Source organism: Streptomyces sp. NPDC039430 (assembly GCF_055639435.1).
Genome location: NZ_JBVKAK010000005.1, coordinates 144,459 through 158,031, shown reverse-complemented (window position 1 = coordinate 158,031; position 13,573 = coordinate 144,459). Strand labels below are relative to the sequence as shown.

Genomic DNA, 13,573 nt, shown 5'->3' with positions numbered 1-13,573 from the left:
GGTGATCTGCCCCGCCTCCCGTTCCAGGAGAACCCCGACATGCTCACGCCCGTAACGCGCCGGAAGACCGGCGTCATCGCCCTCGTCCGTACCGTCGCCCTGCCCCTGCTCATGGCCTTCGCGGTCGCCGGCCTGTGCGCCGGTCCCGCTCAGGCGGCTGACGGCGACGTCACCTGGACGGTCAGGACGGCCGCGAACGGGTACGGCGACGACCGCTCCAGCTACAGCTACACCGTCAACCCCGGTGGCCAGGTCAAGGACGCCATGGTCGTCGCCAACCGCAGCAAGTCCCCGCTGGAACTCACGGTCTACGCCGCCGACGGCTTCACGACCGACACGGGCCAGCTCGACCTGCTCACCAAGGACAAGAAGTCCACGGGCGTCGGCGCCTGGGCCCACGCGGGCCGCGACAGCGTCGTCATCAAGCCCGGCAAGTCCGCCGAAGTCCCCTTCACGGTCAGCGTTCCGGACAATGCCACGCCCGGTGACTATGTGGGCGGCGTCCTCACCTCCCTCAAGCAGGCCGACGAGGCCGAGGGCATCAACGTCGACCGGCGCCTCGGTATCCGGGTCAAGCTGCGGGTCAGTGGCGAGCTCAAGCCGAAGCTCGCGATCGAGGACCTCCATGTGGACTACGCCGGCTCGGCCAACCCGTTCGCCAAGGGCGACGCCACCGTCACCTACACGATCCACAACACGGGCAACGCCCTTCTGTCGGCCCGGCAGACGGTGTCGGTCTCGGGCCCGTTCGGCTGGCTGCGTGCCGAGGCGGGCGACATCGCCGCGCCGCCGGAGCTGCTTCCGGGGGAGAGCTGGCGGACGAAGGTGCCGGTGCGCGGTGTGGCGCCCGGCGTCAGCGTGGCCGCCACCGCGACCCTCACGCCCCTGCTCACCGACGCGTCGGGCTCCACGACCTCGCTCAAGCCGGTCGAGGCCACCGCGCACGGCTGGGCCGTCCCATGGACGCTGTTGCTGCTGATCGTCGTACTGCTCGCGGCCGTCGTCGGCGCGTTCCTCCTCACCCGCCGCGCCCGCGCACGCCGCAAGGTGCGGGAGGACGCCCGCGTACAGAACGCCGTCGAACAGGCGCTCCGCGACAAGGAGCGCGGCGGGCAGGACTGACGGCGCGCCGCCCGACCGATCGGGGGTGGCCCGACCGATCGGGGGTGGGGCCCCAACCACCTCTGAGACAGGAGCGGTTGGGGCCCCTTCCGGGCTATTGCGACACTGAGGCGCGCACCGGCTTGTCGTACGGCATGCACACGGCGCTCGCTACTGTGGCGCTCCCGGCAAGCAGAACCGTCGACAGCGCGAATCCGCCCAGAACGACCCTCATACGTATCACTCAGCTACTCCCAGTGCATGATCGAAAGGCCCTGAATCGCGGACAGTACTGAGCCGAGTGCGGCGATACAAACTGACGGACCGTCAATTCCCTTGCCCCTGCGGGAACGACACCGACCAGGCTGCGATTCCGGCCGCGTACGCGCCCCTGACCAGCTCAGAATCCACCCGGGCAGCACCACCGGCCGTCCGCACGATCAAACGGTCCCGGGCCGGCGAGAAGGTAGACCTTTCCGGCTCGGTCCTGGCCCGCGCGGTGAGAAAGGGCGCCCCCGGGGAAGGGGGCGGCCCTTTCTTCACCGCGCGGCTGGACGCGGCCGCGTCAGGAGGTCCTCACGGGTCGTCAGGAGGCGGAGTCCGCCCTCTGGCGGCGGGCGACGAAGACCGCGACGGCGCCGAGGACCACGGCCGCGCCGGCCGCCGCGGCGAACCGCGGGAGGGCCGAGGGGGAGCCGGTGCTGGCGAGGGAGCCGGTGGCGGCGGGGGTGCCGGAGTCCACCGGGGTGGTGGACGTGGCGCCCTGCGGCTTGGTGTCCGGGGTCTGCGGCGTGGTCTTGCCGGGCTTGGCGTCGTCGACGTCGTCGGCCACGCTGCCGGCCGCGAGAAGCTCGAAGCCGTACTCGGTGGGGAGGTTGCCGCCACAGGACTCGTCGTCGTTGACGTAGTCACCGGCGACGAGGGCGAGGCCGTCCCCGGCCGGGGCCTTGGCGTCGACCTTCAGACGCAGCTTCACCTCGGCGTGGGCGCCGGCCTTCAGCGGACTGATGGAGCCGGCGGCACTGCCCTCGACGTTCTTCCAGGCCGGGGAGGCGGCGCTCGACCACTGCAGGTGGAAGGCGTCGTCGATGACGTTGTAGCCGGTCTTGTCCGTCGCGTGGAAGTAGACGCGCGGGGAGACCTCGTCCAGCGTCTTGCCCGTGCCGTTGGTGACGCGGACCGCGAAGTCGGTCGTCGAGCCCGCGACGATCTTGGACGGCAGGCCGCTGACGGCCGTGCGGAGCCCGCTCTCGAAGACACACTCCGGCTCGTCCGGCCCCGACTCCTCCTTCCTGGCGTCGGCGAGCGCCTTGTCGGCGGCCTTCTTCGCCTTCAGGGCCTTCTTCGAGGCGTCCTGGACCTTGGAATACTCCTGAACCGCGGCCACGCGGGCATCCTGGGCGACCTGGCCGGCCGTCGCGGCCTTGGCGTCGGCGGCGGCCTTGGCGTCCGCCGCGGACACGGCGGCGGTCCCGGCGTCGGTGACGGCCTTGTCCGCGGCCGCGATCTCGTCGGCGCCGGCGGTCTCGGGCAGGGCGGCACGTGCGCCCCGGGCATCCGTGAGCGCCTTGTCGGCGTTCGCCTTGGCGGTGGCGGCGTCGGCCGCCTCCTTCGTCGCGGCCTTCGCGGCGACGGTGAGGGGCGCGTCATCGGAGAGCGCGACCTTCAGGACGGCCCGTGCGGCCTTGAGCGCGGCGACGGCGTCGTCGTACGCCTGCTCCGCCTTCTCGGCGGCCTTCTCCAGTTCCTCGATGGAGGGCTTGCCCTGCTCGCCCCGCTGCTGCGCCCGCGAGGCGGCGGACGGCTTGGCGTCGGCGAGCGCGGGGGTGACGGAGAGCAGGACGACGGGGGTGGTCACGGCGGCGGCGACGGCCGTGGCGAGAATGCGGCGAATCTTCAACGAAGTCCTTCGCGGGTCCGAAAAACGGGTGGCACAAGCGGGTGGGAAAAGCGTGGGGACGACCGCTGCGGCAGCACTCACGCAGGGCTTGGTCGGTGATCGTATGACCGGAAACACCGTTGTCGGAAGCGCGTTAAGAAGGAGACGAGCGCCGCGCACGACGCCCACAGGGCGGGTAATTGCCGCATATAGGGATAGTTGCTTTCCCTTTATGGGTCACTTTAGTGATCCATGTCATTTCGTGGCACACGCGAAACGCCCGGCTGGGAGACCCCAGCCGGGCGTCTGGCCGACCTGCCCTCGGGTCAGATCGTCGGTGTCTCGTCGACGATCTCCTTGTGCGGCTCGACGATGAACCGCCAGCCGTCGCTGGGCTCCATGAACCGCACGCGGGTCGGGTAGATGTCCAGGGCGCGGCGGTCGCGGTTCTGGCTGCTCGTGTTCTTCCGCCCCCGGGTCGGCTCCTCGAACAGGTCGACCTTGACGTCCGGCACCGAAACGACTTCCTCGCTCCACCGCTGGACGATCCCGGCGCCGAACGCGTCCCGCGCGGCGGAGTAGAGCGACTCCAGCGATTCCTTGTTCCCGTTGGGCACGAAGAGCGCGAGATTCAGGAGGACGCCGGCGCTCTGCAGAACCTCGATTTCCTCCCCCGCCTTGTCGGCGACCCAGATCCCGCGCTCTTCCGCGTTGTCCGGGAGAACGTGGATTTCCTCACCGAAGATTGTCCGCGCGGTGAAGGATCCTCCCTCAAAATTCTTACCCGGCTCCGTGAGGAAAGCCGGGGCATAGCAGTCGAGAGGAAGGTCATCCGTCTCTGCCGAGACGAAGATTCCGTCCTGGTGGCCCAACTCCGAAACCTCTCCGGCCGTAAGACGTCGAGCCGTAACCTTCTCGGTATTCACGCCATTCCCCTTTTTTCGTGGCGTCCTGTGAATTCATTGAGACTCTATCACGAAAACGACCGGCCAGTTCCCGTACGCACTCCTTACCGGTCATGCCTTACCGGTCACGAAAGTATTGGTCGACTCTCCGAGTTATTTCTTCCGGTAGCTGAGTAATTTCGCTCGGCAACCAATAGGTCCGCGGCGGGAGTGGCGCCTCGAATCCACGCGCCCGGTCCGCCCCGGGCTCCGCGCCGTACGGGACGTACGGGTCGTAGTCGTACGCAGGCTCGCTTCCTCGACCCGGCAGGCCCGGTGGGCCGAGCGCTGCCGGTAGCGGGTATGGGCGGCCGTTGTGCCGCTGTGTTCTTCTACGTGTGTACGTGTGTACGGGGGAATCGTGAAAAGCGGGGGGAAATATGGGGTCGGCCGGGCACAGGGCGATACGGACCGTGGCATGGCTGCTCATCGCCGCCGTGTCTCTCGTTCTGGGGGTGGTGATGGCCTTCGAAATCGGCGACGCGCTGAAGCGGGAACGGGAGTTCCGTTCCGCGCCGACGTGCGCCTCCGTTCCGGTGCAGGCATCGGGGTGCCTGTGGGAACAGGAATTCACCGTGCGGAGAGCCGACGCGCACCGCGGCGAGAGGAATGAACCGGCGGCAGCGGAATTGTCGCTGCCATCCGGCGAGCCATGGGAGGTGACGTTCCGGCAAACCGATCCGGTGATGTCGGACCTGGAGCCGGGCGACAATGTCGTCGGCCTGATCTGGCACGGGCAGGTCGTCGAGATACGGCTCGCCGACGGACGGCGGCAGCAGACGTCCGACGGGCCGCTGGGGTGGCCGGAGGATCGCCTCGGCGGCGCGCTCGCCTGCGTCTCCGTCGGCCTGACCGCCTTCGTCCGGGGCCTGTGGCCGCTCTTCGCGCCCGGCAACCCGCGTCACGCGAAGGCGGCGAGGGTGGTGCGGTGGCACGGCGTCGGCATCGGCGCCGCGGCCATCCTGGCGCTCTGGGTGCAGGGGACCAACGACTGGCCGATGTGGGCGATCCCGGCGCTCTGGGGGCCGCTGGCGCTGTTCATCCTGGCCTCCATGGTGGCCTTCGCCCTCGCCGCCCTGCGTGGCGAGCTGGAGGACGCCCCCACCCCAGCCACCATGTGAGCGCCAACGTCACCATCGCCGCCACCACCGGCCACCACCGGCCACCACCACCGTCGCCGCCACCACCGGGCCGCGGGGCCCGGGTCCTGGGCCCGGGGAACTGTCCTCGATGGAGCACGCGGTCTCAGCCCTGAGCGGCTCGGTCGCGCCCCGCGACGAGCGCGCGATGGTCCGCGGGCGACTCGCGGCTACCCGGACGGCTTCCGGTCGCGGGAACCGCCGCGGTCACCCTGGCGGGCGGCGCCCACCGCCGTCAGCAGCCACAGCGTCACGGCGATCCACAGCAGGACCCGGCCGAGGGTCTCGACCGCCGGCAGTCCGGCGGTCGCCGCGACCACGAGGCAGGTGACCGCGGTCGTGCCGAGCGGAAACACGGTGGCCCAGCGCCGGATGTCGTACCGCGCCCGTGGCCACCGTGCCTCCGCGTACACCAGGACGGGCAACCAGGCGAGGCTGCCGACGAGCAGGACGAGCGTGACCGTGCGCAGCGGCCCGTGAAGCACCGGGACCCACCCCAGGGGCCCGCGCGGATCACAGGCGTCCGTCAGCTTGGCCCCTGCCAGCGTGGAGATCGACAGCGCCCCGCCCGCCACCCAGTGGTCGCCCGCGCCCGTACGCACCTCGCGCCGGTCGAAGTGGGCCAGTGCCAGCCCGTACAGCGCCACCCCCAGGCCGAAGAGCACCAGACTCGCCCAGCACAGCCACCGCGCGCCCTGCAACAGGGCGAGCGTGCACGCGCCGACGGCCAGGCTCTGCGTGGCCGCGCAGACCAGGAACACCACCCCCGGCAGCCGCCGGCCCCAGCCGTGGACCACCGGCACCAGCAGCACGGGCCACAGTGCCGCCGACAACGCCAGCGCCACCGCCGCCAGGACACGCCACCCCTCCAGCGACAGACAGGTGCTCAGCACACACGTCGACGCGACCGCCGTCAGCGCTGCCGGGGTCATCGCGTCGTGTCGCCACTGCTCCGTGCCGCACACCAGCCGTACGGCGAACGTCGCGGCGAATGCCGCCCACAGCGCCCCGGCGAACAGGAGCGCGACCCCGGCCAGTGCCCGGTAGCCCGTCAGGTCCAGCCCCGCGGAGAGGATGCCGGTCGCCATCACGGCCGTCCCGGCCGCAGGCGTCAGCGCCTTCACCCCTCCACGGTGGAGCGGTGAAGGCGGGCACATCGTCCGTACACGCCGCAGCAGGGCCAACCGATCCGGGCGGTCGCGGCGGCCGCCGGGCCCGTCGCGACCGCTACGACCCGTTCCGCCGCGACTCCTTCTCGTGCTTCTCGCCCTTCTCGTTCTTCGCGCCCCTCTCGTTCTTCTCGTTCTTCTCGTCTTTCTCGTTCTTCTCGGACAGCGGTTCGTACACCGGCTGCCACATGGCGTCCTGCACCGCCTGGACCAGATCGGCCGGCTGACGGGTGGCGACCTTGTCCGCGACGGCCGCTCGTACCACCGCCACCGCGACCGTCGCCGACGAAGCCCGCAGGTTCCCCACCGGTGGCAGCAGTGGCGCGCCGGGGGCGCGGGCGTCGACCTGCCCCGCCACCGCCTCCGCCGCGGCGAGCAGCATCCCGGCCGTGAGCCGTGCGGCCCCTGCGACGATGGTGCCCAGCCCCAGACCGGGGTAGAGCAGCGCGTTGTTGGCCTGCCCGATGACGTGGCGCACTCCGCCGTACTCGACAGGGTCGACGGGGATACCCGTCGCCGTCAGAACCCTGCCGTCGGTCCAGGCGAGCAGGTCGGCCGGCATGGCCTCGATCTTCTCTGTGGGGTTGGACAGCGGGAAGATGACCGGCCGGTCGACGTGCTCGGCCATCGCGGTCACCACCGCCTTGTCGAAGGCACCCGGCGAGGTCGAGGTGCCGATCAGCATGGTGGGACGGACGTGCCGGACGGTGGTCAGCAGGTCGATCCTCCCGTCCGCCCAGTCCCGCACCTCCGAGGCCGGCCGCGCGTAGGGGGCCTGGTAGTCGCGCAGGTCCGTCATGCCCTCGACCAGCAGTCCCTGCTGGTCGACCAGCCACACCCGACGGGTCGCCTCCTTGGGGTCGAGGCCGTCGCGGACCATCGCGTCACGCAGCTGGTCGGCATTGCCCACCCCTGCCGTACCGGCGCCGAAGATCACGACGCGCTGGTCCCGGAAGGGCTGCCCGGTGATCTTCAAGGCCGACACCACGGCGGCGAGCGTGATGGCGCCGGTGCCCTGCATGTCGTCGTTGAACATGCGGTAGCGATCACCGTAGGTCTCCAGGACGCGGCGGGCATTGCCCGGCCCGAAGTCCTCGAAGTGCAGCAGCGCGTTGGGATACAGCTCCGAGACCGTCTCCAGGTAGTGCTCGATGAACGCGTCGTACCGCTTCCCGCGGACCCGGCTGTGGCGCACGCCCAGGTACAGGGGATCGTTCAGCAGGTTCTCGTTGTCGGTACCGACGTCCATGACCACGGGCAGACAGCGGCCGGGATGCAGCCCGGCGGCGGCGGTGTAGACGGCGAGCTTGCCCACCGAGATCTGGACGCCCTGGACCCCCCAGTCGCCGATACCAAGGATCTCCTCGGCGTCGGAGACCACCAGCAGATCGACCTCGTCCCGGTGGAGCCGGAGTGCCTCGAAGGAGCGGCGCACGTCCTGCGGCCGCTCGATCGACAGGAACACCCCGCGCGGGCGCCGGTACTCGTGGCTGTACCGCTTGATCGCCTCGCCCACCGTCGGGTCGTAGACGATCGGCAGCAACTCGGCGAGGTGATCCTGGAGCAGCCGGTAGTACAGCACTTCGTTGCGATCGCGCAGTTGCTCAAGGTTGATGAACTTCGCCAGATCGGTCGGCTCCTGGCGCACTTGCTCGTAGGCACGAGTCGCCTGCTGGTCGAGGGTGAGTACGGCGTCCGGCAGCCGGCCCGTCAGCCCGAGGCGGTCCCGCTCCTCGGCCGTGTAAGCGGTCCCCCGGTCGGTCAGCGGATCCAGCAGGACAGAAGGCAGGTGTATCGGCATGAGAACCCCTCTGCAGAGATGATTCCAGCGGTCCGGCCGCCCTTTGATTCCGGTCCATCCCCTTGATTCCGGTCTTGCTTCCGGTCCGTCCCCCTTGTTTTCCCGTCTTGCTTCCGGTCCGTCCCTTGTTTCCATGCTCGACCTGTTCTCCGGGCGGCGCTACCGGGCTGGGAGCGTGTCCCGGAGGGCGATCCGCGCGTCGGTTCTCTGCCCTCGGGGCGGACATCAGGTCGCCGGGCAGCGAGAACGGCCGCCGGCGATGTGCCGGCGGCCGTTCAGGTTTCCATGGCCCGGGGCCCTACGGGGCTGTCCGGGGCGGTACTTTCGGCTGTACGTCGCTGTTCCGCGGCGGCGCCGGTGAGCGCCGCGGCCGGTCAGCGTCCGAAGATCTTCTTGCTGGAGCCGAGACGCAGGAAGACCGTCTCCCCGGTGGAGTTGTCCAGGGCGTCGTTGTCGGTCACGGCGTAGACCTCACCGTCACCGCCCACGGTCAGCCCTTCCAGCTTCTCCTGGGTCCAGCCGTTCGTCGCGCGCAGGTCGGGCAGCACGTCGTGGGCGAGCTTCTTCGGCAGCACGGGCAGCGTGCCCGACGGGGCCGCGGACTTCGGCAGGTCGACCGTGTACACCCGCTTGACCTTGGCGGACGGGCCGTTCAGCTTGTCCCGCTCGATGACGGCGAGCTTGTCGCCGACCACGGTGATCTCGGAGAGGCCGATCCAGTCACCCGGGGTGGTGGTGGTGCCGACGCGGTAGCCGTACCAGCTCCATGTGCCGGCCTCGACGTCATAGCGGCCGAGCCGGACGATCCCGGCCGGGTCGGTCTTGACCTCGCGCTGCAGCGTGGCCCAGACCACCTCGTGACCGCGGCGGTCGGTGGTCGCGGTGACCCCCTCGAAGCCCTGTCCCCCGAGGCCCGCGGCGACGTCCGCCGGCAGGGCGACCGTCTGCCGGGTACGTCCCGCGCTGTCGAGCCGGACCAGCTTGTTGCCCGCGCCGGTCGCGCCCTCCACGCCGAGCCAGAAACCGCCCTGCGGCCGGGCGTAGATGCCCTCCGCGTCATAACCGACCGGCCGGCCGTCGGTTCCCTTGACGGTCAACGACCGGGTGATGACGGCCGGTCGCCGCGCCGCGTCTATGGTCAGGATCTTGGTGGTGGAGTACGCGGCGTCGGTGACGCTGTAGAGCTGGTGCCGCTTGCCGGGTACGGCGGAGAGCGCGCCGAGCGCGCCCCAGCCGATCGGCGCGCCGGTGGAGTCCGGGCCCGAGACGATGCCCGGGAACGCGGAGGTGCCCTTGCCCGAGGCGCCCTTGCCCAGGCGGAAGACGCTCACCGAGGACCGCACGTTGGCCGAGGCGTCGTCCTCCTCGCTGGAGACCGTGAGCAGGCCGCGCGACGGGATCGGCAGCAGCCCCTCGGGGCCGTTGGTCGTGGCCAGTATCTGACGGAAGACCGGGGCGGTCGGCCGGCTCAGGTCGTAGACGGCGACGAAGTTGCTCCGCTCCGAGCCGACGAACGCGTAGCGCACGCCGTCGAACTCGGCGATGGCCAGGCCCTCCGGCTCGGTGCCCTTCTTCTCGGCCCGGCCTTCGTTGTGCAGACCGTAGCGCGCGGCGATCGCCTCGAAGCTGTTGCCCGCGTCCCAGACGACCTTGCCGGTCCGGCTGTCGAAGATGGACCAGCCCCGGGTGCCGCCGCGCCAGTCGCCCTCGTTGGCGGTCGCCAGGTAGCGGTCGTCGATCCAGCCGACCGAGTCGGGCTCGCGCGGTACGTCGGTGATCGAGCCGGTCAGGTCGATCTCGCCGTCCTCGACGGTGTCGATGCCCCTGACCGACGCCGTACCGGCGCTGAAGGCCTTGGTGATCCTGCCCGTCGGCAGGTCGAGGACGACGACGCCGTTGTTCTCCTGGAGGGTCACCACGAGCTGGCCGCGGCGGTTGATGGAGACGTACTCCGGCTCCGGGTCGGTCGGCTCGGTGATCCCGGCGGCGACGAGGGCGGGCAGCGCCTTGCCGTTCGACTGGGTCAGCGGCACCGCGCGGGTACGCCACCGGTCGGGCTTGTCACCCTTGAGGTCGACGATCCGCACGAAGCCGGCCGGAGCCTGGGGCAGGTCGCCCTCCTCGCGGCCGGGCGGGGTCGCCTCCTCGTCACGCTCGTTCTCGATCGCGATGGCGGCGTACCGCTTGTCCTTGCTGACCGCGATGGAGTCGGGCTGCCCGCCGAGGTCGTGGCTCGCCACCCGCTTGCGGTCGCGCAGGGAGATGACGTCGAGCCGGCCGGACGGGTCGGTGTAGCTCGCGCTGGTGTTCACCACTACCAGGACGTACTGGCCGACCACCGCCACCGAGGTCGGCTCGTCCTCGGCGTTGCCCAGCTCCGCCAGCGACAGCGTGCCGAGCCCCCGCGGGCTGTCGGGGTTGCTGATGTCGAGGAAGCCGATCCGCCGGGCCACCGCGTCGGTGTAGACGAGAGTCCGGCCGTCCTCACTGGCCGCCGAGATCTCGGCGACGGTCGGGGAGGACGGGTCCTCGCCGGCCGGCCGGTTCTGGAAGACCGGGTAGGTCGCGGTGCGGTCGAAGGCGACCGGTCGCCGCGACTCCTGATGCGCGCTCGCCGCGCCTGTGCCGGCCAGCACGCCGGCGGCGGCAGCCACGGCTACGAGCGCGGCGCAGGTTCTCTTCGGGAACATCGATTCTCCGTTGCACGACAGTGAAGGGCAGTGAAGGCAGTGAAGGCAGTGGGGGAGCGAGATCGTCCCACCTGTGAGCAAGCATGAGACGGCGTCCGGGTGAACAGCCGACGAGCGGCCACCGCCGCCGCCGGGCCGCGCGAGGCCGCCGCACGGGGTCAGTGTCGTCCGTGGCCGCCCCGCCCTCCAAGGGCGCGTAGGGCCTTCCCGGCTGCGTACGGGCCGGCCGTCGGCGAACAATCTTCGCGAGAGCAACACACGGGCTACGCACGGCCTCCCGCAGGTGCCGTTACGTTGTTCCCGCTCGATCATGAGTGCGAACTTGAACAGGTCGCCGGAGTTTCTGGTGGCACAGTCAGCACAGAAAGATCGCGGATGGACTACTGCTCCTCGTGCCGTCGGACCCTCAACGGGGCGCTGGTGTGCCCCGGGTGTGGCGCGTACGCACCGGACATCGCCCCTCCTGGCCACCGCCCGCACGACGCGGCGCCGACGACCGGGGCGGCGGCAGAGGTGTGGGGGACGCGGGAGTTCCCGGCATCGGCGGACTACTACGGCGCGCCGCACCCCGATCCCGAGCCGGCCGCTCTCGGCGCTTTCCACACCCCCGACGCTCCCGAGGACACGGCGGCGGACGGGGTGGCGGGCGCGGCGGACACCGGGATGCCGGGCGACTCCGGGATGCCTGGCGACTCCGGGATGCCCGGCGACTCCGGGATGCCCGGCGACTCCGGGATGCCCGGCGACTCCGGGATGCCCGGCGACTCCGGGATGCCCGGCGACTCCGGGGAGACCGCGCCGGTGGCACAGGGCCGCGCCGCCCGGCGCCGCCAGCTGGCGCGCTGGAAGAAGCAGCGGCGCAGGGCCGTGGTCGCGTCGACCGTCGCGCTCGTCGGGGGCGGTCTGACGCTCGCCGTGCTGCCGTCCCGGCCGTCCACCGGCCAGGACACGCAGGCATCCGCGACACCGGAGCCGAAGGCCACGGCCACGACAGGCGCGGACGCCACCGACACCGACTCGTCGTCCGTACGGCCGCGCGCCGACGGTGCGCGGGATGCCGGCAGCGGCGCTCAGCCGCCCGCGATCACCAGCCCGCCGCGGAAGTCCACCACCGTGGTGGCCAGGGTCGCCACGAAGAACCCGCGGCAGGCCACGATCGCCACCCGCCCCACCGCGACGACCAGCCCGCGGCCGGGGACCACTCCGCCCGCGGCGGCCGACGAATCGCCCACCACCCATCCCCCGGCCGCACAGCCGACCACGCCCCCGCCCCCTCCTCCGCCGCCGCCCGCCGACGACTCCGCACCGGACACTCCGCCCCCCAGCTCCACACCCGCAACGCCGGCAACACCGCCACCGGAGCGGCTCTGCGTGCTGGTTCTGTGCATCGGCTGATCGCGCGCCCTGGGGGCCGCACCCCCAAGGGGGTGGTCCTTGCCCCACCCTCCTTCCGGGAGCAGGCAGCATTCCGGTGGCCTGCCTGACACGGACAAGCTGAGGACAGGCCGGCGCACACGCGTCCGGCCCGTCCGGTCAGTCCTGAAGGAGCTCCCGCATGTCCGACAACGCCCCCACCCCCGCTCGCGTTTCCGGTGCCTCCACCCGCCGGAAGGGCTCTCGACGGAGGGTGGCGACGCTGGTCGCCCTCACGCTGGTGGCCGGGCTGGGTCTGCCCGCCGCCTACAGCGCGGCCTACGCCGACGAGAGCACGCGGACCGGCGAGAGCACGCCGACCGGCGAGGCGAGCGGGCACAAGGGCGCGCGGACGGACCTGCGGAAGATAGTCGACGGGCTCGTGAGCGACGGCAAGCGTCCCGCCGCGCTCGTCAGTACGCGGGAGCGGGACGGCCGTACGCGTACGTACACCGCGGGCGTCGGCGACCTGGCGACGGGCGCCCCGGTCCCGGCCGACGGACAGGTGCGGATCGGCAGCAACACCAAGACCTTCACCGCGGTCGTGGTGCTGCAACTCGTCGGCGAGGGAAAGATCGACCTCGACGCGCCGATCGAGACCTACCTGCCGGACCTCATCCGCGGTGAGGGCGTCGACGGCCGCCGGATCACCGTACGGCAGCTGCTCCAGCAGACCAGCGGGCTGCCCGAGTACACCCAGGCCGTGGCCGAGAACTTCACGGAGTTCCAGCACCGCTACGCCGAACCGCGGGAGCTGCTCGACCGCGCGCTGAAGGGCAAGGCGTCCTTCCCGCCGGGCACCAAGTGGGAGTACAGCAACACCAATTACATCGTCGCGGGGCTGCTCGTCCAGAAGATCACCGGCCGCCCCCTCGCCGAGGAGATCAACAAGCGGGTCGTCGAACGGATCGGGCTCCGGCACACGTACTTCCCGCAGGCCGGTGACATGACGATCCGCGCGAAGCACCCCAAGGGCTACTTCGCCGAGCGGCCCGGTGCCCCGCTGCGCGACGTCACGGTGCAGGACCCCTCCTGGGGCTGGGCGGCCGGGGCCATGATCTCCACCAACAGCGATGTCAACCGCTTCTTCACCGCGCTGCTCGACGGCCGCCTGCTCAAGTCGGCCCAGCTCAAGGAGATGCGCACCACGGTCCCGGCCGAGGACCCGGTCGCCGGCTCCCGTTACGGACTCGGGCTGATGAGCAGGCCGCTGTCGTGCGGCGGTGTGGCGTGGGGCCATGGCGGCGACATCCCCGGCTACGAGACCCGGGGCGGCGCCACGGAGTCCGGCCGCTCCGTCAACGTCGCGGTCACCGTCCTGCCGAACGCTCTGGACGAGGTGATGGAGGTGGAGAAGGCGGTGGACGCGGCGCTGTGCCGCTGACGCGCGCTGGTGCCGCGACCGGCACGAGCGGTTGACGGGCGTCGCGTCACAGG

9 protein-coding genes are annotated in these 13,573 nt (G+C 71.1%); 4 read left to right on the top strand and 5 right to left on the bottom strand.

The window, feature by feature from the left end:
* Positions 1-39: 39 nt before the first annotated feature.
* Positions 40-1,122 carry a WxL protein peptidoglycan domain-containing protein gene (locus tag ACZ7LS_RS15025; RefSeq protein ID WP_385131177.1) on the top strand — a complete coding sequence of 361 codons (1,083 nt, stop codon included), beginning with the start codon at positions 40-42 and terminating at the stop codon, positions 1,120-1,122.
* Between the two features lie 565 nt (positions 1,123-1,687).
* Here ACZ7LS_RS15025 and ACZ7LS_RS15020 read toward each other — a convergent pair.
* The gene (locus ACZ7LS_RS15020; RefSeq protein WP_385131174.1) at positions 1,688-3,001 is read right to left on the bottom strand and encodes a peptidase; all 1,314 of its coding nucleotides are present in this window, start codon (positions 2,999-3,001) and stop codon (positions 1,688-1,690) included.
* A 305-nt stretch (positions 3,002-3,306) separates the two neighbouring features.
* Positions 3,307-3,906 (bottom strand): hypothetical protein, encoded by a 600-nt coding sequence (locus tag ACZ7LS_RS15015; RefSeq protein ID WP_385131172.1) that lies wholly within the window; start codon positions 3,904-3,906, stop codon positions 3,307-3,309.
* Between the two features lie 431 nt (positions 3,907-4,337).
* Here ACZ7LS_RS15015 and ACZ7LS_RS15010 point away from each other — a divergent pair, with 431 nt between their 5' ends.
* A complete protein-coding gene (locus ACZ7LS_RS15010; RefSeq protein ID WP_385131169.1) occupies positions 4,338-5,045 on the top strand; it encodes a hypothetical protein in 708 nt (235 codons plus the stop codon).
* A 188-nt stretch (positions 5,046-5,233) separates the two neighbouring features.
* Here the strand turns inward: ACZ7LS_RS15010 and ACZ7LS_RS15005 are convergent, their stop codons facing one another.
* The 3 genes from ACZ7LS_RS15005 to ACZ7LS_RS14995 form a co-directional block, all read right to left on the bottom strand.
* A complete protein-coding gene (locus tag ACZ7LS_RS15005; RefSeq protein ID WP_385131167.1) occupies positions 5,234-6,187 on the bottom strand; it encodes a tellurite resistance/C4-dicarboxylate transporter family protein in 954 nt (317 codons plus the stop codon).
* A gap of 103 nt (positions 6,188-6,290) precedes the next feature.
* On the bottom strand, positions 6,291-8,033 hold the full coding sequence (locus ACZ7LS_RS15000; RefSeq protein ID WP_385131164.1) for an NAD-dependent malic enzyme: 1,743 nt from the start codon (positions 8,031-8,033) through the stop codon (positions 6,291-6,293).
* Positions 8,034-8,407: 374 nt separating this feature from the next.
* On the bottom strand, positions 8,408-10,723 hold the full coding sequence (locus tag ACZ7LS_RS14995; RefSeq protein WP_385131160.1) for an esterase-like activity of phytase family protein: 2,316 nt from the start codon (positions 10,721-10,723) through the stop codon (positions 8,408-8,410).
* A 375-nt stretch (positions 10,724-11,098) separates the two neighbouring features.
* Here ACZ7LS_RS14995 and ACZ7LS_RS14990 point away from each other — a divergent pair, with 375 nt between their 5' ends.
* Entirely contained in the window at positions 11,099-12,118 is a 1,020-nt protein-coding gene (locus tag ACZ7LS_RS14990; RefSeq protein WP_385131157.1) for an SCO2400 family protein, read from the top strand.
* A gap of 160 nt (positions 12,119-12,278) precedes the next feature.
* Complete coding sequence (locus tag ACZ7LS_RS14985) at positions 12,279-13,520, top strand: serine hydrolase domain-containing protein (protein WP_385131154.1); 1,242 nt, start codon at positions 12,279-12,281, stop codon at positions 13,518-13,520.
* The last annotated feature ends 53 nt before the right edge of the window (positions 13,521-13,573 follow it).